This window comes from Rufibacter ruber (genome assembly GCF_001647275.1).
Lineage (GTDB): Bacteria > Bacteroidota > Bacteroidia > Cytophagales > Hymenobacteraceae > Nibribacter > Nibribacter ruber_C.
This window is the reverse complement of record NZ_LRMM01000053.1, coordinates 17,326-38,466: the sequence shown is the minus strand read 5'-3', so window position 1 is coordinate 38,466 and position 21,141 is coordinate 17,326. Positions and strand designations below refer to the sequence as shown.

The following is a 21,141-nucleotide window of genomic DNA, read 5'->3' as shown; positions in this document are numbered from 1 at the left end:
TGGCCTGTTTTTTCTCAAAAACAGGCCAAAAACAGGAAGGGCGCTTTTACTATTTTTAACTGCCTACAATTCAAATAAGATACCGGCAATGGTTGCCGTCATCATACACGCTATAGATGCGCCAAGCAGTGCCCTCAGCCCCAGTTTAGACAGATTACCCTGCTGGGCTGGGGCCATACCGCCAATACCGCCAATCTGGATAGCAATGGAGCTGAAGTTAGAGAAGCCGCACAGGGCATACGTGGCCAGCACAATTGACTTAGGCGATAAGGTGCCTTGGGCTTTCATATTTGCCAGATCCAGATAGGCCACAAATTCATTAACTGCGGTTTTCTGGCCCAGCAAGCTCCCCACCTGCAGGGTGTCCTGCCATGGGCAACCCATCAGGAAGGCAAACACCCGGAAGATCTGCCCCAGAATGTACTGAAAATTGAGCCCTTCAAACCGGCCGTCTGTGGAGCTCACAATCATTTCATTTAAACCAGTTAACCCTCCCATCCAGAGCAGGATGGAGTTTAACAGGGCAATTACCGCAATAAAGGCCAACAGCATGCCCCCAATGTTCAGGGCCAGCTTCAAGCCGTCTGCGGCGCCGGTAGACATGGCGTCTATCACGTTCACCCCCAGTGACTCTTTGTTTACACTCAGCTGGGTGTTGATCTTGTCTTCCTCGGTTTCGGGCACCAGAATCTTGGCCATCACAATACCGGCGGGCGCGTTCATGATAGAAGCCGTTAAGAGGTGGGCGGCAAAAATTGCCTGCTGGGCCGGGTCACCGCCGCCCAGAAAAGCCACATAGGCGGCCAGCACCCCGCCTGTCATGAGGCACATGAGCTCAGAGCGGGTCATGGTTTGAATGAACGGACGCACCAGCAGGGGCGCCTCGGTCTGCCCTAAGAAGATGTTACCGGCCGCAGAAAGGCTTTCTGCCCCAGATAACCGCATACTCTTTGACATGATCCAGGCAATCCCGAACACGATCTTCTGCAGTACCCCCAGATAGTAAAGCCCGGCGGTAACGGTAGAGAAGAAAATAACAGTAGGGAGTACATTGAAGGCGAAGATATACCCTACCCCGGTCTTAGAGGCGGGGTTGGCCAACTCCCCAAACAGGAAAGAGGCTCCGGCACTGGAGAAGCTCAGCAGTTTCACAAAGCCCTCACTCACCACCTCAAAGCCTCTTTTTACAACTTCCACCTCAGTTACCAGAAACCCGAACACGATTTGGATCAGGATTCCGGCCCCCACCAGCTTCCAGCTGATGGCTTTGCGGTTCACAGAGAAGAGAATGGCAATTCCAATCAGGATAATATAGCCGAGAAGGCCTTGGAACACAGATAACATAGATGACAAATTTGTCAAAAATAAGCCAAATTCTACTGAAAAAGAAAAAGTCTTGGGTTCCCCCAAGACTTTCCCGTAAATATTAAAAATTAAGCTTACTCCCGTTTGTTCAGCTCGTCTCTGATTTTGGCCGCCCGCTCATAGTCCTCCTTCTCCAGGGCCTCATTCAACATGGTGTTCAACTCCTCTACAGACACCTCCTTGAGGTTGCTTTTGCCCGATGACGCGGCCGCGCCGGCGCTGCTGCCGGTAGAGGTGGGAATTTCATCTGTCTCCTCATCTGCCTCTTCCTCATCCAGATCGCTCAGGATAATACCGGCTTCTGAGAGCACTGACTCCACCGTGTAGATAGGAACCCCAAACCTGAGGCCAATGGCAATGGCGTCTGAGGGTCTAGCGTCCAACTCAAACTCCTTCTCCCCGTCTGTGCAGACAATCTTGGAGAAGAAAACTCCTTCCTTCAGGTCTGAAATCATAATCTCCTGCACGCTCACGCTCATCTGCTGCGCAAATGACTTGAACAAGTCATGCGTTAACGGGCGGGTAGGGTTGATCTTCTCAATCTGGATGGCAATGGACTGCGCCTCAAACATGCCAATGATAATAGGCAACCTTCTGCTACCGTCCTTCTCCCCCAAAACCAGGGCAAAAGAACCGGACTGCGACTGACTGGAGGACAAACCCAGAATCTCTAGCTCAATTTTCTTCACAATTTCTCTTCTATTCGTCTATAAAGCTTTAGCGGCTTCTATCAATTTAGGAACAACCTCCAGCGCATCACCCACAATGCCGTAATCTGCGGCTTTGAAGAACGGCGCCTCCGGGTCTTTATTGATAACGACAATTACTTTAGAAGAGTTGACCCCTGCCAAATGCTGAATGGCTCCGGAGATACCCACGGCAATGTACAGGTTAGGGCTCACGGTGATGCCGGTCTGGCCTACGTGCTCGTGGTGAGGTCTCCAACCAATGTCAGCAACAGGCTTTGAACAGGCAGTGGCGGCGCCCAGCGCTTTAGCCAAATCTTCAATTAAATGCCAGTTTTCAGGCCCTTTCAAGCCTCTTCCGCCAGAAACCACCAGATCAGCCTCGGTCAGCAGAATGTCACCAGATTGTTTAATGGTTTCTTTGGGGGCCGTGCTGAAGTCAGCGTCAGACAGGTCTGCTGAGAAGTTCTCTACTGTAGCGGTAGCCCCGGCAGAGGTCTCAATGTCCAGTGCGTTTTTCTTAACGGCTATGATTTTTTTATCAGAGGTGAGCTCCACATCAGAGAACGCTTTGCCGGAGAACACCCCGCGGCGCACTTTGAAAGAAGCGCCGGAAATTTCTGGCAGAGACACCACGTTGGTGGCCAGGGAGGCCCCCATTTTCACCGCCAGGCGGGAACCAATGGCTGCCCCAATGTTGGAGTTTGAGAGCACAATCACGCTGGAGTTTTCCTGCTCAGCGGCCTTGGCAATCACCTTCACATAAGCGGCTCCCACAAAATCATGCAGGCGGGCGTCATTGTCTAGCAACACTTTGCTAACCCCTTGCTCCCCCAGAGAAGAGAGGGCGTTGGCTTGTACATCACCTATGGCCACGGCGGTAGCAGAGGTACCCAGGGCCGCCGCCACCTTGCTCCCGTACGAGGCTGCCTCCAGAGAGGATTTCTTCACTTCGCCGTTCGCGCATTCTATCACTACTAATACTGACATGCTTATAGAACTTTAGCTTCGTTACGTAATAATTTAATCAGGTCACCGGCGTTCTCAGCGTCTATCATTTTCACGCCAGACTTGGCTGGCGGCAATTCATAGTGCTGCACGCTGGTTTTGGCCTCCTGCCCTACCGGTTCCACTACTTTCAGGGGTTTGGTGCGGGCGGTCATGATGCCGCGCATGTTAGGGATGCGGGGCTCGGTCATGGGCTGCTGCGCACTGGCTACCAGCGGCAGGGCAACGTCAATGATTTCCTTTCCGCCTTCAATCTCGCGCTCTACCGTGGCGGTAGATCCGTTCACGTCTAATTTGATGGCTGGCGCAATGGTGGGGATTCCCAGCAGTTCACCCACCATACCGTGCACCTGGAAACCGTTGTAGTCAATAGACTCACGGCCCATCAGGATCAGGTCATAACCGCCCTCTTTGGCGTAGTGGGCAATCTGTTGAGACACCAAAAAGGCATCTGTGGGTTTTATATTTACGCGGATGGCGTCATCGGCGCCAATGGCCAGCGCCTTTCTGATATTTGGCTCAGTATCTGCCTCCCCCACGTTCAGAACGGTCACCGTTCCGCCCTGGGCTTCTTTCAGCTCAATGGCGCGGGTCAGGGCGTACTCGTCATATGGGTTGATCACAAACTGTACCCCGGCGGTGTTAAACTCTTTGCCATCAGGGGTAAAGGTGATTTTGGTGGTGGTATCAGGCACGTTGCTAATACAAACTAAGATCTTCATGTGACTTAGGGTTAGCGGATTTAGACTAATTTTGTGGGCAAGTTAAAGAATAATTGAACAAATGGAAACGCCTAACAGCAGATTGACCCAACTCCTGGCCTTCTACCAGGAGGACCCAACAGACCCGTTCACCTTATACGCCATTGCTACGGAATATAGGGCTACCCAGGTAGAAAAAGCCCGCTTTTTCTATGAAAAGCTGTTGGCAGAGCACCCTGACTACGTGGGTACGTACTACCACGCGGCCAGCCTCTATGTGCAGTTAGACGAACCCGAACTGGCGAAGCAGGCTTACCAGAAAGGCATGCAGGTAAGTAGGCAGCAAGGTCAGCAACATGCCTTTGCTGAGCTGCAGCAAGCTTACAACAAGTTCATGGGTTTAGATTACGAAGATGAGTAAAAATTAGTTGGCATGCATACTATTTTTGGAATTTCTGGGCAAATTTTCGCCCCAGGATTCCAAAAATGACAAGAATCATCTTTTTGGGGTCTGCCCCCCTAGCCCAAGGGGGCACCAATTGCCATTGGTCATCGTTTCACAACAGATGGTTTTGCAATTTTGCAGGAGAAGCCACCGCTACCCCGGTGCTTTTTACAGGAAGAAGGAGGTTCCTGGCCCCTGATCTATCACGAAAACTCTTTTGACAGGAAGTGGATATTCAACGCAGACTTGACCAGTTAAAGATGCAGCTCCCCGTGGGGCGGCACTTAGAGCTGAAACTCATGGTACGGCTGTTCATGTTCAGCATGGCCACCACCAGTATGCTGCTGCTGCTGGGGTACAACCTCTGGACGCACCATATTGGCATGGCCCTGGCTTTTTCTGGGGTAGCGTTTGGGTTGGCGGTAGGGTTACTGGTGGGCCGGCTTTCCCAGCTGGAATGGCACCATGAAAGGGATCTGATTGTGGCCCCCATGGACAAAGTGAGCCTCATTACGCTGGCCTGCTACCTGGTCTTTACCTTCTCTAAGAAATGGTTGTTTGGGTTTTGGCTGCACGGGGCGGTGTTGACCGCGTTCAGCTTCTGCATTCTGCTGGGGGTGATGGGGGCCCGGCTGTTTACCACCCGCCAAAAAATTGTGGCCATTATGCGAGAGCGCGGCATTTAAGGCGCCTGGTTCTCCCTCCCGCTAAAGAACATACAAAGAGCTGTTTTGGGCCTGTTTTCAGAAAAACAGGTCTAAAACAGCTTATCACATGACTCCGGCATTGGTCAGCTTCTGATGCGCACGGTGCAGTTCAATGTTCTGCCTGATGAGTTCGCGGCGGGCGTTGACCAGTTCATTGTTCACCCGGCTGAGTTCCTCCAGCAGTTCTACGTGTTGCGCATCTGGCTCCCAGACCTGGGCAGACTCAGTACTCTCCCCCTTTTCGATTTGTGGTAGATTAGAGGCGGGCCCTACGCGGCCAGTAGTCCAGAAAAGCCAGTACTCGCCACTGCTTCTGATTCCGCCTAAAGATAGAGGTTGGGGTGAAAGGTTTTGTTTGATTGTAAGGTTGGCCAGCAGGCGGGAGTCCTTTGATACTTGTTGAAGCCACTCCTCAGCCAGTTCCTGGCCGGCCTCCTCTAAGACAGAAGAAAACGGTTGCCCCAGGGCTGCGTGGCTGATTTCAGGGAAATCTGAACTGATCACCTCCAGCACAATACCGCGGCGGTCACACCGCCAAACCATTCCTTTGCTTACTGCCTCCAAGCTTCCTCCTTTTTTTACTTCCTCACAGATACCAACCCCAATGCTAATTCCATGGCTTCCTTGGCATTGGCACCATAGCCGTCTGCCCCAACTTCCCTCCAAAGCTCCTCTTCCAGGTTAAACGGATAGCCGCCTACCATTATTTTAATCTCCTGCAGATCTTCTGCTGCCCGCACCGCCCTGATGATGTCTTTTAAGGCTTGTACGTGAAAGGTCATGGTGGCAGACAATAAAAGCAGGTCTGGCTGATGCTCCCTCAGGGAACTGAGGATGCTGGCCGTGGGCACATTGGCCCCCAGATAATAGGTATCCCAGCCTTCCATCTCAAAGAAATCACTCACCATTCTCAGCCCCAGCTCGTGCAAGTCACCGGCCACGCAAGAGGCTAGCAATTTATACCCGTTGCGCTCTGACCCAAAGATGTACGGGTATAGCTGCGACATGATGCTCTGGGTGATGGCCGTGCAGAAGTGCTCCTGGGCCACGGTGATTTTATTGGTCTGCCACAGCCTCCCCACCCGGTGCTGGACCGGCTGAAACACGGTGAGATAAAGTTCCTTCACCTCCATTCCCTGGGCCACCTCCTGCAGAATCATATCATTGGCCTCTTTGCGCTTGCCTGCCAGAAGAAGCTCCAGATAGGTCTGGGCCAGCGGTTCCAACGGTTCCTCGGGTTGCGGTTCCAGGCCGTTCTTCTCTTCCAGCAATTGCAGGGCGTTGTTCAAGTGGTTGGCCACCCGCACATACTGGTCAATGGGCAGGTGCAGGGCAATGACGTCTTTCAGGATAATGAGGTGTTCATGCAGGTCCTTCACCGGAACTTTACGGGTTTCCAGGACCTCCTGCGTCCAGAGCACGTAGTCACTGAACAGGGTCATGGAGCCCGCCCCCACCGCTTCTATCAGGTACGAGAGGTGGTACTGGGCGTCTTGGCGGCATTTCTCACGGCCCATGGCACCGTACTTCTCCTCCAACTCCGGGTGAAGATGGAAGAACTTCTGGGTGGTTTCCTGCGCCAGCTCAGCACTCATGCGTTTTAGCAGCGCGGCGGTTTTTCTCCTGATTTCTGCCATACCGCCTCCCTACTCGCAAATGTGTTCAAAGAACCTGACTTTTGCCGAGCGGGGCACCAGTTTCAGCCCCTTGGGAATGCCTTCATGTGACTCATGGTAGAGGTGGCTGTGGTGCCAGGTTTTGTAGCTTTCCTCATCTACCCACTGTGTGATCAACCAAATCTCCTGCGGGTTGTCTGTGGGTGAGATTACCTGCAGCCTCACAAAGCCCGGGGCATTGTTCACTAAACCGGGACGGTTCATAAATGCCTCTTTTACAGCAGGTGCCATATCATTGGCAATGGTAAAGGTACTAAGCGCAATAAACATAGGGTTGTCTGGTTTTTCATCTGCTACACCCAATAGTTAAGCACCAATAGCACTTTCAGGCAGTGGTTTTCTGCCTGAAAACAGGGGGTAGATTTAGCTAAGATACCCGGCTGGCTGAACATGGTCAAGAAAAATCTGCATTTTATATATTTAGACGAATCTAAATGAGGATTATGCCCTAAGGCAGAAGACGTTCCCAGCAGCAGATAAACTACCAGGGCAGGCATGACGCTGCGCCTGGCAGGCCGCTCTTATTTACCGGTCAGTTTTAATTCAACCAGACCTTGGGAAAGGGCGTTGGTACTGGTAGCCTCGGTGGCTTTTGACGAAAGCCGCTTGGCGTTTATTCCCCTGGAAGCCAGAAAATCTGCGACGGCTTTGGCCCTGCTCCCCGCTAAAAGTTGATCTGCCTGCTCACTGGTGTAGCCTATCATTTCAGCCTTCAGGCTTTTTTTGTCTTTTAGAACCTCCACCAGGGTTTCCAGCTCATACATAGACTCTGGCAGCAGCACCGCCTGCCCTTCTGCAAAGAAGACATTCTGCAGGGCCCAGACACTCCCGGCATCCAGGGGTTGGAGTTTCACTACTTTCTCAATTTTGGTGAAGGCGGTATTGGCAGGCAGGTTGAAGTTCTGGCTGTGCACCAGAAAATCATTCTTTTGCACAGACACACTGTAATTTTTCCCGGCGGGCAAGGCATTCAAATACTTACCGGTCACACTGTTAGACGTCACCGTGGCAATCACCTCCTTTTTCACATTGTCAATCAACTCCACCTTCGCCTCCAGGGGTTTCTGGGTTCTGGCATCCAGCACCACGCCTTGCACCAAAATGGTTTTAGGTGTTTTAGATTCAATGACCGGCATGGCCACAGGCTGGGCCACCCGCGTTTCTGCAAAGGCCACCAGGTCATCTTCTGCACTCAGGATCACCGGTTTTTCATCTCCAATAAAAGTGACGCGCACTATGTCCTGGTCTATTTTACCCCCCTCGTTTCTGCTGGAGGCAATGTACCCGTAACGCCCATTGGCGCTCAAGGAGATAAAGCTGTCATCATCTGGCGTGTTCAACGGGTACCCTACATTTTCAGGCTCTGACCACTGGCCGTTTTTCAAAACGCTTTTGAAAATATCAAACCCACCCATAGAGCTGTGCCCTTCTGATGTGAAGTAAAGGGTTTTGCCGTCTGGCATCATAAACACATGGCCTTCCTCATAGACGGTGTTAAGCTTAGGGCCGGCATTTATGGCTTTGCCCCAGTTGCCTTTGCTGTCCAGGGTGGAGAAATAGATATCGCCTTTACCAATGCCGTTAGGCCGGTCACTCACAAAGAAGAGGGTTTTGCCGTCATATGAATACGCGGCCGAAGACTCCCGGTCTTTGGTATTGATTTCGCTGCCCAGTTCCTCCGGCTTAGACCATTCGTTCCCCTTCAACACGGTTTCAAAGAGGTTGCCCCCGTTCTCATCACGTGAAAAAATCAGACGCTGGCCGTCTGCTGACAGCGCCATGGCCGCCTCGTTCTTTTCTGTGTTGATCCCCTCAGGCAGTTGCTTCGCCGTTGACCATTTGCCGTTCACCTTGTAGGAGATGTACACATCATCATTAGGCTCCTTGTCTACCTTCGCCTTGGCTTCCTGGTCGGCGGGCCGGCGGGAAGTAAAAACCATGACCGTCTCATCTGCTGAAATGACTGGCTGCAGGTCTGCGTACTTGCTGTTAATCTGCTCCCCGGCGTTGTCAAAGAATACCCGTAAAGGCTTTTTCTCCAGTTTCTCCCCTGAAAGGCATTCCCTGATGCTCTTATTGACCACCTCCATTCTGGTTTTATGGTTGCCCGAAGGCAAGGTGGCCAGGTACTTTCTGTACTCGGTCACGGCCTTCTGCCACTCCAGCTTTACCTGATAGGCTCTGCCTAAATAGAAACCAAGTTCTGGGTCAACGGCTGGGTTCAGTTTTAACGCCTTCTCCAGATAGGGAAGCGCTTTGTCCTTCTCATCAGAGAAAAGATACGCTACCCCCAGCCGATAATTAAGCTGGGCGCTGTTGGGGTTGAATTTATAGGCGTCTACATAGGGCGCTATGGCGTTGCGGTAATTCTTCTTCCGGTAGGAATCATCTGTTTTCTTTGACGTGGCGGCAAAGATGTCATCACCGGCATCCAGTTTTTTCTTGGCCTCCCTGAAACCGTCTTTGTCTTGCTTGAAGTTGTCTTTGTTGAAATCAACGTTCTGGGCCACTGCCTGCCCCAGGGCGCAGGACAGGATCAATAACAATGCGTGTTTTTTCATATCTGAAAGGGATAGACTGATCCAGGGTTATTTTTCCTGACAATGGGTAAGGTAGGCTTTGGCGGCAGGCACATGGAGGGCGGCGGCCTTTTCCCAATCCTGACAGGCAGTGGCGTCACGCAGCATTTCTTTGGCATTTCCCCGGTTGAAGTAGGCATAGCCATAGCCGCTATCAATCTGCAGGGCAAAGTTGCAGTCTTCTACCGCGCCTTTAAAGTCTTTCAGTTTGTATTTGGCGGCGGCCCGGTTGTTGAAGGCAAAGGCGTACTGGGGGTTCAGCTGGATACTTTTGGTAAAATCAGCCAGGGCACCATCAAAATCGCCCTTTTCAAACTTGGCCCGGCCCCGGTTATTGTAGGCAAGATAATAGTCTTTCTTGCGTTCAATGGCCCTTGAATATTCCTCAATGGCTCCCGTCCAGTCTCCTTTGCCCTGCTTAAGACTCCCCAGGTTCACATAAGCCACGGCAATATCAGGGTTCACCTCAACAGCCTTCCTGTAATCGGCCAGGGCTCCCTCCAGGTCATTCAGCTGCCGTTTGGCACTGCCGCGGTCATGGTAGGCATACCCGTTGCGCGGATTGATCTTCACCACCGCCGAAAAGTCGTCAATGGCTCCTTTATAATCTGCGTCTTCAAACCGCAGGCCGCCTCTCTGGTAATAAGCCTGGTAGTGATTGGCGTCTGTGGCAATGGTCTGGGTGAAATCCTGGGCGGCCCCTTTTTTATCTTTCAACAACACTTTAGCCCTGCCCCGCTGAAAGTAGGCCTGGGCATGGGCACTGTTCAGGCTGATGACTTTGTCATAGTCAGTGATGGCGCGGTCTACCTCCTTCAACTCCAGCCAGGCAGTTGCCCTTCCCATCAAGGCCTGCTCAAAGTCAGGTTTCACCGCAATGGCAGAATCAAGGTCAGCCAAGGCGGCGCGGTAGTCTTTCTGGGCAAGCTGCACCAGCCCGCTTTGGAACATCTTTTCAGCCAGAATCTTTATCTCTGCGGCTTTGGCGGCCGCGGCACTGTCTGGCACAACGGGTACGGGCGCCACCGGCACCTCCTGCGCGACTGTCTGGCCTATCTTCAACAGGCAGACAAAAGTGAAAAGTAGAATTCGTATCATGTGGGAAGTTAAAAGACAGCCATACCAGTGGCTTCCCACTCCAGCCCTGTGGTGGGCGGCGGGGAAAAGTCACTAATATTGATAAAGGTACATTTGAAGCTGGCCAGTTTAGCGGGGGAACAAAACCGCCAGAGAGTGAACACTTTTCCCTGACACACCAGCAAAGCATGAAGAACAAAAGTAACTATTTATTAGAGAACTCCCTTAAATCTGCTGTTAAAGAGTTGCCTTTCAGAAACATGGGGGACCTTGATTTCTGTTTTCGGCCTGTTTTCTGAAAAACAGGCGAAAACAGCTAAGAGCCAGCTTCACTTACTAGAAGCTCTCTCATGCAGAGCATGAATAAAAACTCTATCCTGTTTTTGGCTTACTTTCTCAAAAACAGGCCGAAAACAGGGGGAATCTCTTCCCAAGTAAACACTAAGATTTAATAAGGCCTGACAGGGATAGCTTCTGGAGTTGCTCCTGAAAAGGGCCAGTGCAGGTTTTTTGGCCCTGCCAGATTGAACCTTAAGCAGCGCAACCGGGGCGGGGAACCGGTGAAGGCCGGTTCTGGCAAACGTCCTTTGCAGCACCCAATGCCACTTTTCCGCTCATAAAAAAAGGTGCCCGTTTCCTCCAGTGAAAGAGAAACAGGCACCTCTTCTTCGGCCGTTGACCGAAAATACGGGACAGTTTATTTACCTATGAATTTATAGCCCAGGCTGAAAATCACTTGCTGGCCGGTAATGTCATAGCTTTCGCCTGAGTTGGCATAGGACCGGGTGAGGCGCTCATACCGGAGATCTGCGGTTAGGCGCGAAATATCTACCCCAGCCCCCACCTGGAAGCCCCAGTCTGCGGTATCTAAATATTTGCTGGCTTTTTCATTGCCAAACTCGCTGTTAATCAAGATAGAGGCAACCGGACCGGCGTACACCCGAGCAATTTTAAAGAAGCTGTACCCCAGAAGCACAGGCACATCCAGGTGGGAGAAGTTCACATCCTGCACATCTCCGGCACTCTCAATCTTTCCGCCTGAAGAGGAAAACACCATCTCTGGCTGCACCAGAAAACCCATCACACTCACCCGGGCAAAGGCGCCGGCATGGAAACCTGTGATGTTGTCGCCTTCTTTGAAATCAGAAGTGGTGCCTTTGATGTCTTTAAAATCCACGCTAGACGAGCTGAGTCCCGCCTTTACACCTAACGTAAACATTTGGGCCTGCGCCAGGGCTCCCGTTGTCAATATGACCACTAAGAGAAGTACTAGTTTTTTCATAAGAATGAGGTAAAGAGTTTTTGAGAGATACGCGTGCAAATTGGGATAGATTCTCCTGTATAGCAAAGATGCACGGGAGATCTGTGTAAATTTAACGTACCGGTGGCTCCTACCCCGCACTTACATGCTCAAAACCACCGGCCCGCCCACCGGGTACCCTACGCAGGTGAGCACCTTTCCCTGAGCCAGCTGCCGCTGTGTGAGCACTTCATTGTTCGCCATCCAGACCTCGCCCTGCTCGCAGAGGGCAGAGCAGTTCCCGCATATGCCGGCTTCGCAGCTGAAAGGCATGGCCACCCCAAACCGGCGGGCGGCCTGTAAGATGGTTTCCGGGTACTGCACCAGGAACTGGTGGGTCTGCCCCCGCACCCGGAGCGTCACCTCATGGGCCTGGGTGTCTGGGGGAGCCAACACAGACGCCACCCTTAGCGGGGTAAACACTTCCTGCTTTATATTCTCCAGCGGCACCTGCAGTTCCCGCAGCCCGTACAGGCACAGCCTGCGGTAGTCTAGCGGGCCACAAACATAACATAATATTTCAGCTACAGACACTTTCAGCGTTTGCCGCACCAGCTTCTTGAGCAGGTCCCGGTGCAGACGCGCCTGGTCTAACCGGCGGGCATTGCTGAATAACAGAATGAGCGTAAACCGCTCCCCATGCTGCTGATGCAGCTGCTCCAGCTCCTGCCGGAACAAGGCCACCTCAGGAGACTGATTGCTGTACACCAACACCACTGATATTTCTGGGGCTGTAAAGAGCAGCGTTTTAAGCAGGGAAAAAATGGGGGTAATCCCGCTCCCGGCGGCCCAAAAGTACACCTGTCGGTAATGAGAGAAATTAGCAGGCAGGGTAAAGAAACCGGAAGCCCCGGCCGTTAATAGCTGCTCCCCAACGGTGGCCTGGTCAATCAACTTACGGGAAACCAACCCGTTGGCAATACGCTTCACCCCAATGGTCAGCGGCTCCCCCAGTGCCGGCGCAGAGGTGATAGAATAAGACCGCCGCACCTCCTGCCCACCCTCCCAAAAGACCAGCGTCAAAAACTGGCCGGGTTCATACGTAATTTTTTTTCCATCACCTGCCCCAAACTCAAACGTCTTCACCCCAGGCGCTTCCTCCCGGATGTTGGTAATGGTCAAGGGCTGGAACTGGGTGTTCATGCGGCAGGGGTAAAGGTGATGGCTTTTTAACGCAAGAACGCAGGTATAGGGTTAAGGCGCAACTTCTCCGGTAACAGAGAAGCCTTGTGTATGGCGTGTTTTTGTAAAAACAGCCCTAAAACGCAACGGCTTACAACTGGCAGGAAGAAGACAGGAAAAGCAAAAATCGCCGTTCTTCTGCAGCCCCTGGTTTATTTTTCACCCATCAACTGCAGAGAGGCTCCAGACAGTTCGGCCTGGGCGCTGTCTGAGAAATGGTAGCGAACACTCGGGATCACCACATGGCTCAGAACCAGATTGCTTCTATTTCGCATATCAAAGCTTGCCTTCTTAATAGTGTTTGACTTCCAGAGAGACAGCTTGGGACTACTCCCGGGGGTGGCACCCGCTACCACGTTTAACGTGTTGAGGTGGTTGTTGGCTAAATTGACAGCACTGGCGTGGTCCAAAACCAGTTGTAAACTGTCTTGTCGGAAACCTTTTACCTCCACCTCATTATAATAGTACTTGGAGTACACCCTGCTCTCCGGTTTTCCCGCCAGGGTATGGTTAGAGGAAGTGGTGAGGCAGGTCAGGCGCGGGAGCGAAATCAGAACTTCGCCCTGAAACCGCACCTCCTCGTTCTTCTGGTCTACCTCCACCACCAGGGTGTCCTTCTCCACCCTGAACCTTAAATACGCAGGCGCGTCTTTGTGCACCCGCACACCATAGGGCCCAGAGGTGATGTCAACGCTGATGCTAGTGGCCCCGTTCACCTTTACAGCCTCAAACCCCTGGTAGTTCAGGGAGATGTAGTCTTTGAAACGGTCTTTGTAGGCACCGCTTTCGTATTCCGCCTTCAGGGCGAAATTAAAGGCCAGCAGGCAGGTGAGGAAAAACACCGCGGCCACCCCCAGCAGCATATTACTTTTCTTCATGGTCTCTTATTTTGAAGTGAAATTCTCAGTCTTAAAATGCTCATAGCGTTCCTGCAGCTCCTCTAGCGGAATCTCCAGCAGGAAAATGTTCCGGAAGAACTCGGGGAGGTCCTGCTGCAGGAACCGCTCCCGGCGGTGCTTCTTCACTTTCTTCACCGCGTCTGGCGCCACAAAGAAGCCAATCCCCCGTTTGTTGTAGATCACTTCCTGGTTCTGCAGGTACTCATAGGTGCGCATGACCGTGTTCGGGTTTACCTGCAGCTCAACTGCCAGCTCCCTGACAGACGGTATCTTGTCATCTGGCGGCCACTTGCCCAGCAGAATGTGGTCGCTCACATAGGCGGCAATCTGCAGGTAAATGGCTTCATTATTCTTAAATTCCATAGAAACGCCTCCTGGTCTTAAATATCTTTTTCTTTCAGCCTGAAGTAGGCCGTTGCCCACAGGAGCAAACCCAGGCCCAGGGGCACAATGGCCAGCCAACCTTCTTTCTCCTCTGGGTAGAGCACCTTATAATACTGCTCGCCTTCCATGATCCCCAGGTTGGAGAAGGGGGAGGCATTCTCTAACTCCACCCCCAGCAACTGTTCCATGAAAAGCTTGTTCAGGAACATGAGAACACCGGCAATCACAAAAAAGAGGAAGGCCGTTTTAATGAAATGCCATTTGGCAAAGAAGATGGAGCCCCAGAACGAGACGGCGTGCAGAAATAGAAAGAGCATGAGGAATACCAGTTTGTCATAATCCCCTGAGAACAGCGGCAGGTACTCTGGCTCCTGGGTGCCCCAGTCATCTAACGGCAGCACAGAGTACAGCACCAGGTAAAAGCAGGCACTATACACCACCTGGAATATGAGGAACGAGTACACCCACCCTACCAGGTATTTCTCTAAATGGGAGGCAGGCAGCGTGAGGGTGGCAATGGCCTTTTTCTTATCGCCCAGATCTGCAAAAACGGTGCTGGTGAAAATTGTTCCCGCTATGATCATGACCAGGGAGAACATAACAGACTGCCCCTGTAATGAAAAAGGTCCGCTCATGGCATACATCACAAACCCCATGATCAAGGCAACGAAACCAATCAGCACGGCAGTAGCCATGAGGTAATATTTGTAATGCTCAGCGGTATGTTTCATGAACAGCCGCCAGAAACGGGTCAGGTTAAATTGCATTTTGCAGATGGTTTGAGTTTAACAATTGGAGAATAACCGGGTTGCCGCTAATGATGGCGTTGAAGAAGAGCTCCATGTCTACTTTGCTGTACACACCCTCTGGGTTGGGCAAAATCACATTTACCCCTCTCAATGACTCTTCTGCATACAGCACCTGATGGTCTTGCGCGGAAGGCACCGTGGTAAACAGCAGTTTCTCAGAGATCTGGTCCAGCTCCTGGTTCACCACAATCTCGCGGTTGTGCACCACCACCAGCGTATCAATGAGGCTTTCCAGATCACGCACCTGGTGGGTAGAGATGATGACACAGCGCTCTTCTGTCAAAGCCGAGGCAATAATTTTCCTGAACTGCACCTTTGAGGGAATGTCCAGGCCATTGGTAGGCTCATCCATGACCAGCAGGTCTGTGTTGGTGGCCAGACCAAAGGCAATCATCATTTTTTTCTGCTGCCCAAAAGAAAGCTTGTCCAGCACCGCCTCCCGGGGTACCTCAAACTCCGCCAGGAACTGGTAAAACTCCTGCTCGCTGAACCTGGGGTAGAAGCACGCGGTGCGGGAAACATACTGCGTGGTGGTGAGGGCGGGAACGTAGATCTCCTCTGGCAGGAAATATAGGTTCTGCAGCACCTGCGGCCACCTTTTGGAGGCATCGGCACCGTCTATGGTACAGGTGCCGGCGGTGGGGTACGCCAACCCGATCATGTTTTTCAGCAGCGTAGACTTGCCGGCCCCGTTCTTTCCCAGAAGCCCGTAGATGTGCCCCCTGGAGAGCGACAGGTTCAGGTTCTGGAAAAGCAGGTTCTTTTTCCGGTACCCGAAGCTCAGATTGTTGATTTGAATCATAGCCCTCTTTTACTGTATTAGTTATATAGTACACTACAAATGTACTAACCATCTCCACTTCTGCAAGGGCTTCCTGAAAATTATTTTTTTGTGACGCTGGCGCGGGCTCTAACACCTAAAGCGGCGGCAGGTTCGCCAGAAGGGTACTACTTTAATTAGGCAAGCTATGCAGTGAGAACCGCTCTCCCTATTTTGGGTGTTTCCGGGCTGTTTTTCCCAAAACACGCCCAAACCAGTACCGGTCTGGGGCGTCCTTTTCTCACGTTTTATGGTGCCCGTACGCTGCAAACGCCAGCAGCAAAAGCTGCCCTGGGCATTTTATTCCCTCAGGTATGCAACAGGGTGGCTTTAAGCTGAATGCACGGAAACCTTGGATTAGTTTATGAAGTCCACCTCTTCAAACCTGAAATATAATCATGACCCGGGCTGGAGAAGAAATAGCCCCTCATCAGAAACCTAACGTCCCCTTTCGCTGCGCCGAAGGAAGGTGGCAGGAACGTGCAAGCGTCTCCCCATCTAAACGGATTTCTGTTTCTGGCCTGTTTTTGGAAAAACAGGCCAGAAACAGAAACCAGATCAGGAGGCAGCAGGTAATGTCATATAGGAGAGGGCTGGCAAAAACCTACTGCTCCCGCCAAACGCCACCAAGCCCTCATCTGGGGGGTGCACCTTTGCGCAGATAGTTTCTGTTTTCCCCCTTTCAACCCATTTTCTACAACCTTCCTCTACCTGGATGATGCAGCCGCTACTGAACCAAAATTTACCGGAGATTGATTTGAACCCCAGCGCCGCCACCCAAACGTTTACCCTGGGCATGGGCTGCTTCTGGGGCGCAGAAAGCCTGTTTGGCGCCCTTGAGGGAGTTATACGTACCAAGGTGGGCTATGCCGGTGGCACCACGCCAGCCCCTACCTACCGCCAACTGGCAGACCATATAGAGTCGGTTCAGGTTACGTTTGACTCTGAGGTGATTGCTTTGGGGCAGCTGCTGGAGGTTTTCTTCGCTCACCATACTCCCACCAAACCTCCCCGTAAAAGGCAGTACACATCAGCCCTTTTCTTTCATTCTGAACAGCAGAAGGAGCAGATGGAGAAAGCCCTGGCCCAGGCCGAAACCACCTTTGCCCTGCCTGTGCTGACGGAGCTCCTCCCCTACCAGACTTTTTATGACGCCGAAGAGCGGCACCAGAAGTGGAAGCTCCGGCGGGCACCTGAGTTCATGCTGGCGTTACAGAAGTTTTACCCAAACTTTGGGGATTTTAACCAGTCTACCGCGGTGACCAGGGTGAACGGCTTCCTCAGCGGTTCAGGCAGGCAAGAGGTGCTGCTAGAGGAGCTTCCTATTCTGGGGCTTTCCTACCCCCTGCAAAACAAGTTGCTCACCCTCTTCCTGCACCAAGGGGGCTCGCCATGTGCTGTCTCCTGAACTGACTCCATTCCCATTCCCGCTCATGAAGGAGGGGTGGAGAACATTTATTCATTACCAAAGACCTCTCTAAAAGGGAAGAAGCTGTTTAGCGTTTTCTTTTTAATTACCGGCGCAAGCGTCTGTGGGCGCCATTTAAGACAGCGTCTGTTTTGGGGCTGTTTTGGGGAAAGCAGGTCAAAAACAGAACAGAGTTTTCAGGCATTCTTGTGGTGAGATCGCTGCTAGAAAAGAATTTCCAGTAACTTTCCCTGAAACAACTGGTGCCATGTTCAAGAATTTTACTGCCGTTTGGGGGTTGATATTCATCTGTGGAATTGTCTTCCAATGCAGCCCGTCTCACTCTGCCGCTCCTTTTGCTACACGCAAAGCACATCTGCTGGTATTTTACAAAACAGCCGGGTTTTACCACAAATCCATTCCGGCGGGGTTGGCGGCCCTGCAGAAGCTGGGGCAGGAAAATGGCTTTTCAGTAGACACCACCAACAATGCAGCCCTGTTTACCCAGAAGAATCTGAAGAAATACCAGGCCGTGGTTTTCCTGAGCACCACCCAAGACGTTCTGAACCCCGCCCAGCAAACGGCCTTTGAGCAGTATATAAAAGCTGGAAACGGTTTTGTGGGCATTCATGCGGCTACAGATACTGAGTACCAATGGCCCTGGTATAACCAGTTGGTAGGAGCCTACTTTGAGAGCCACCCCGCTGTGCAGACCGCCATCATTGACGTGGTAGATAAAAACCACCCCGCCACTCATTTCTTACCACACCGTTGGCAGCGCCGGGATGAATGGTACAACTTCAAGAACCTGCAGCCGGGGCTCCAGATTTTGGCTACCCTTGATGAGAAAAGTTACAAGGGAGGCACCAATGGCTACCACCCTGTCGCCTGGTGCCATGCCTTTGACGGGGGCAGAGCTTTTTACACTGCCGGCGGCCATACAAATGAAAGTTTTCAGGACCCTCTTTTCCTCCGGCACCTGTTAGGAGGCATCCAGTACGTGTTGCAGAAATAAAATCTCTTCTGAAGCTCTCATTGCTATAAAAAAAGCAGGAATCCGTTGTTGTTTTTGAGAAAACAGCCCGAAAACGGATTCCTGCCTAAAAAACTTCTTCCTTTTTACTTCACTATCAGCTGCGCAGTAGAAGCGGTGGCCCCCGTGATCAGCCTGATCAGGTAAAGCCCGGGTGCCAAGCGCCCGCCCTTGTCAGCTAAAGAATGGCTGATCTGTTGGCTTCCGGCGGCCTGTTTCCCCAGATGTTTCTCTTTCACCAATTTACCCACCTGGTCATACAGCTGTACCCGCACGTCTGTGGCGCTTTTCAGCTCGTACTGCAGGGTGATCTGGTTGGTGGCTACCGGGTTAGGGAAAGCGTTTAGTCGCTGGGCCACGGCCCCAACATCTTCCTTCACACTCAGGAGAATACCGTTGCTGTTCAACCGGCTGGAGGTGTACAAGCGGTATTCGCCGGGCTGTAGCGTAATAGCCTGGTTGACGTTGGTCACATTCAGGGCTTCGCCGGTAATGTAGTCATACCAGGTGCCTGTCTGCTGAAACCTTGGATCAATGGTTCCCGCTGTTATCCCGAAATTGCCCAGAACGGCTACTTTCATGTTGGCATCCTGCAAATGGATGGTCTTCAGGTTGTCTCCCAGGTTCAGGGTGAAGTTTTCTGTCTCAAACACCGGCTGGTTGATTTTCAGCTTGATCAGTCCGGCATAAACGTTGTAGAGCTCCCGCCGTTCGGCCACCGAGTAGTAGTTCCACAAGATGGGCTTGTTCCCGGTGCGGCCATTCTGGTTGATGGAGATATCATACCCCACTTCGCCAAACTGCCAGAGCATTTTAGGGCCCGGAACGGTAAAGAAGAACGCCGCGGCCAGTTCCATACGCTGCAGGGCGGTATTGGTGTTTCTAATGCTGTAAGCACCCGGCGCGGTGCTCACCCTGTTCCCGTTGGTCAGCGCCTCATACATGAGCCGCTCCTCATCATGGCTTTCCATGTACCCCACCACGTGCGGACTGTTCCAGCCCCGCTGCTTGTAGGAGATCCAGTTGAAGTTGCCATTGCTGGTATACCCTAACGCCGCCTGTTTGTAATTGTAATGCAGGTTGCCCCAGAGCATCATGCCGTAATTGGCCAGCACGGTTTCTTCACTGTTGTCTGCCAAATGCTCCAAGATGACATAGGCATCATTCTTCACGCTCCAGACATGGTCTGCCATACGCTTGAGAATGTCTACGCGGCTCTGGTCATACTGCCCCCAAGCATTCACATTGCCCAGGGTCTGTCTCTGGGTGAACCCCTTGGAGAGGTCAAAGCGGTACCCGTCAATGTTGTACTCCCGTAGCCAGAACTCTGTCACGCGGTCTACAAAATATTTGGTGGCGGCACTCTCATGGTTAAAGTCATGCCCCACGTTGTAGTCATGGGTGGGATCAGGGTTAAACCAGGGGCTGTTAGGCGTGGTTTTTCCGGTAGCCTGGTTATAATACAGCTGTACCATGGGTGACTGCCCGAAGGAGTGGTTCAGGGCAATATCCAGGATCACGGCCATTCCCCGCGCGTGGGCGGCATCAATGAACCGTTTCAGCATTTCTCTTGACCCGTAGTATTTATCTGGCGCGAAATAATACACTGAGTTGTAGCCCCAGCTCAGGTTGCCTTCATACTCCTGAATGGGCAGCAGCTCAATAGCGTTCACCCCCAGCCTGCTTAAATAAGCCAGCGTATCTGTGAGGGTCTGGTAGTCATGCTTCTCAATAAAGTCACGCACCAGCAGCTCATACACCACCAGATCTGTTTTCTTGGGCTTCTGGAAATTCTGCACCTGCCACACATACGGGGTCTGGTCTGTCTGAAAGACAGACACCATGCCGCTGGTTTTCCCGGTTGGGTAAGGCTTCAGGTTAGGATAGGTCTCTGCACTGATAAAGCGGTCTTCATTGGGGTCTAACACCTTCTGGGTGTACGGGTCCCCTATTCTAATGCTTTCATCAACCAGGTACTGGTACGCATATTCCTGCTTAGGGGTGAGGTTATCTAGCTGCACCCAATACCTGGTGCCGTCTGGTGTACGTTTCATAGGGGTGGCCCCTACCTGCCAGTTGTTAAAGTCACCAATGGCATACACATTCTGCTTACCGGGGGCATACAGGTTCAGGAGCACACTGGTGGGGCTCAGGTACGTAACCCCGTCTTTGGCATTGGCGGGGAGTTCCTGCGTCTGCACAGGGGGGCGCACCACAAAATTGAAAGAGGTCTCAGCAGTGGTGGCCCCACTCACGGCTACCAGTTTCACGGTGTTTGGCCCGGCTGTAGTACCATTAAATGAGGCTGAAATAGTGGTAGCCTGGGCCTCCTCTTTGATTTTCACCCCATTCACATACAGCGCCAGGTCAGCCGTTAATGACGCAGTACCACTCACCTGAACGGTCTGGTTTTGATCTACAAAAAGCCCGTTGCTCCCCAACACAGGTTGGTTGAAGGTCACATTCAGGCTCCCCGCAGCATAAATAGGGACCTGTATGTCTTTGGCCCCCGTGTCTTTTCCTTCACGGGAGCCATCTGGGCTCCTGAACACAAACATAAGGGCTTTGATTTCCTCGCTGGCCGGCACGTTGTAGTAAGTGCGCGGGGTGAGGGTAATCTGGTACCGGTTGTTCCCCAGAGGCTGCATTTTGGCCGCAGCCAGGTTGGTGGTCCACCCGGCTTTCACATAGCGCCAGTCGCCCACTGAGGTGCTGAGGTTGGTCAGTACGCCGGTGTGGGCGTAGACGTCACCGGTAAAACCGGCCAGCCCGCCAGTCCCTTTAGAGGCGTCAAACGTGATGGTGACCGCTTCATTGTGGGTGGGATAGGCGGGTGACCAAGTCACAACCTGTGCTTTTGCCGTATACGCCAACAGTAGCAGCAACAAGCCAAGTATTCGGAACGTAGTTTTCATGCAATAGGCTTTAAGAGTTATGATGATGGAAAGATCAAGATGACCCTGCATCAAGGAAAACGATTTCCTTGCTAAATTATCAAAACTTTCTGTCAAATACCTAGTGTTTTTATCAACTTTCAACACAAGAAGATTCCACGGGGCCTG

Annotated in this window: 20 protein-coding genes; 4 read left to right on the top strand and 16 right to left on the bottom strand. The window is 52.1% G+C overall.

Annotated features, from left to right (window positions below; all coding sequences use genetic code 11):
* Nucleotides 1-63 precede the first annotated feature (63 nt).
* From A8O25_RS16850 to A8O25_RS16835, 4 genes are all read right to left on the bottom strand, one after another.
* Complete coding sequence (locus A8O25_RS16850) at nucleotides 64-1,344, bottom strand: NupC/NupG family nucleoside CNT transporter (RefSeq protein WP_066837130.1); 1,281 nt, start codon at nucleotides 1,342-1,344, stop codon at nucleotides 64-66.
* A gap of 95 nt (nucleotides 1,345-1,439) precedes the next feature.
* Nucleotides 1,440-2,054 (bottom strand): bifunctional nuclease family protein, encoded by a 615-nt coding sequence (locus A8O25_RS16845; protein ID WP_066837127.1) that lies wholly within the window; start codon nucleotides 2,052-2,054, stop codon nucleotides 1,440-1,442.
* An 18-nt stretch (nucleotides 2,055-2,072) separates the two neighbouring features.
* Entirely contained in the window at nucleotides 2,073-3,041 is a 969-nt protein-coding gene (locus A8O25_RS16840) for an electron transfer flavoprotein subunit alpha/FixB family protein (protein WP_066837124.1), read from the bottom strand.
* A gap of 2 nt (nucleotides 3,042-3,043) precedes the next feature.
* The gene (locus A8O25_RS16835; RefSeq protein ID WP_066837122.1) at nucleotides 3,044-3,781 is read right to left on the bottom strand and encodes an electron transfer flavoprotein subunit beta/FixA family protein; all 738 of its coding nucleotides are present in this window, start codon (nucleotides 3,779-3,781) and stop codon (nucleotides 3,044-3,046) included.
* A 61-nt stretch (nucleotides 3,782-3,842) separates the two neighbouring features.
* Here A8O25_RS16835 and A8O25_RS16830 point away from each other — a divergent pair, with 61 nt between their 5' ends.
* The gene (locus tag A8O25_RS16830; RefSeq protein WP_066837120.1) at nucleotides 3,843-4,181 is read left to right on the top strand and encodes a hypothetical protein; all 339 of its coding nucleotides are present in this window, start codon (nucleotides 3,843-3,845) and stop codon (nucleotides 4,179-4,181) included.
* A gap of 251 nt (nucleotides 4,182-4,432) precedes the next feature.
* Nucleotides 4,433-4,891 (top strand): hypothetical protein, encoded by a 459-nt coding sequence (locus A8O25_RS16825; RefSeq protein WP_153042802.1) that lies wholly within the window; start codon nucleotides 4,433-4,435, stop codon nucleotides 4,889-4,891.
* An 84-nt stretch (nucleotides 4,892-4,975) separates the two neighbouring features.
* Here A8O25_RS16825 and A8O25_RS16820 read toward each other — a convergent pair whose 3' ends face one another.
* The 11 genes from A8O25_RS16820 to A8O25_RS16765 form a co-directional block, all read right to left on the bottom strand.
* A complete protein-coding gene (locus tag A8O25_RS16820; RefSeq protein ID WP_153042801.1) occupies nucleotides 4,976-5,476 on the bottom strand; it encodes a hypothetical protein in 501 nt (166 codons plus the stop codon).
* A gap of 14 nt (nucleotides 5,477-5,490) precedes the next feature.
* Nucleotides 5,491-6,549, bottom strand: coding sequence for a cobalamin B12-binding domain-containing protein (locus A8O25_RS16815; protein WP_066837116.1), 1,059 nt, complete (start codon nucleotides 6,547-6,549; stop codon nucleotides 5,491-5,493).
* Between the two features lie 9 nt (nucleotides 6,550-6,558).
* Complete coding sequence (locus tag A8O25_RS16810) at nucleotides 6,559-6,858, bottom strand: antibiotic biosynthesis monooxygenase family protein (RefSeq protein ID WP_066837139.1); 300 nt, start codon at nucleotides 6,856-6,858, stop codon at nucleotides 6,559-6,561.
* Nucleotides 6,859-7,109: 251 nt separating this feature from the next.
* Nucleotides 7,110-9,149 (bottom strand): OmpA family protein, encoded by a 2,040-nt coding sequence (locus A8O25_RS16800; protein WP_066837114.1) that lies wholly within the window; start codon nucleotides 9,147-9,149, stop codon nucleotides 7,110-7,112.
* A 27-nt stretch (nucleotides 9,150-9,176) separates the two neighbouring features.
* Complete coding sequence (locus tag A8O25_RS16795) at nucleotides 9,177-10,265, bottom strand: tetratricopeptide repeat protein (protein WP_082893708.1); 1,089 nt, start codon at nucleotides 10,263-10,265, stop codon at nucleotides 9,177-9,179.
* A 676-nt stretch (nucleotides 10,266-10,941) separates the two neighbouring features.
* Complete coding sequence (locus A8O25_RS16790; protein WP_066837111.1) at nucleotides 10,942-11,526, bottom strand: porin family protein; 585 nt, start codon at nucleotides 11,524-11,526, stop codon at nucleotides 10,942-10,944.
* 120 nt (nucleotides 11,527-11,646) lie between these two features.
* On the bottom strand, nucleotides 11,647-12,687 hold the full coding sequence (locus tag A8O25_RS16785; RefSeq protein ID WP_066837110.1) for a flavin reductase family protein: 1,041 nt from the start codon (nucleotides 12,685-12,687) through the stop codon (nucleotides 11,647-11,649).
* A 191-nt stretch (nucleotides 12,688-12,878) separates the two neighbouring features.
* Entirely contained in the window at nucleotides 12,879-13,604 is a 726-nt protein-coding gene (locus tag A8O25_RS16780) for a hypothetical protein (protein ID WP_066837109.1), read from the bottom strand.
* A 6-nt stretch (nucleotides 13,605-13,610) separates the two neighbouring features.
* On the bottom strand, nucleotides 13,611-13,988 hold the full coding sequence (locus A8O25_RS16775) for a GntR family transcriptional regulator (protein ID WP_066837107.1): 378 nt from the start codon (nucleotides 13,986-13,988) through the stop codon (nucleotides 13,611-13,613).
* Nucleotides 13,989-14,005: 17 nt separating this feature from the next.
* Nucleotides 14,006-14,776, bottom strand: a complete 771-nt coding sequence (locus A8O25_RS16770; protein ID WP_066837101.1) for a hypothetical protein — start codon at nucleotides 14,774-14,776, stop codon at nucleotides 14,006-14,008.
* The gene (locus A8O25_RS16765; protein ID WP_066837090.1) at nucleotides 14,766-15,620 is read right to left on the bottom strand and encodes an ABC transporter ATP-binding protein; all 855 of its coding nucleotides are present in this window, start codon (nucleotides 15,618-15,620) and stop codon (nucleotides 14,766-14,768) included. The genes A8O25_RS16770 and A8O25_RS16765 overlap by 11 nt, the downstream gene beginning before the upstream one ends.
* Before the next feature lie 733 nt (nucleotides 15,621-16,353).
* Between A8O25_RS16765 and msrA the strand changes: the two genes are divergently transcribed.
* Nucleotides 16,354-17,046: a peptide-methionine (S)-S-oxide reductase MsrA gene (gene msrA / locus A8O25_RS16760; protein ID WP_082893707.1), complete on the top strand. Its 693-nt coding sequence runs from the start codon at nucleotides 16,354-16,356 to the stop codon at nucleotides 17,044-17,046.
* 268 nt (nucleotides 17,047-17,314) lie between these two features.
* Nucleotides 17,315-18,061, top strand: a complete 747-nt coding sequence (locus A8O25_RS16755; RefSeq protein WP_066837088.1) for a ThuA domain-containing protein — start codon at nucleotides 17,315-17,317, stop codon at nucleotides 18,059-18,061.
* Nucleotides 18,062-18,165: 104 nt separating this feature from the next.
* On the opposite strand, the gene A8O25_RS16750 is transcribed toward A8O25_RS16755, so the two are convergent.
* Nucleotides 18,166-20,994, bottom strand: coding sequence for a DUF4961 domain-containing protein (locus A8O25_RS16750; protein ID WP_066837086.1), 2,829 nt, complete (start codon nucleotides 20,992-20,994; stop codon nucleotides 18,166-18,168).
* Nucleotides 20,995-21,141 lie beyond the last annotated feature (147 nt).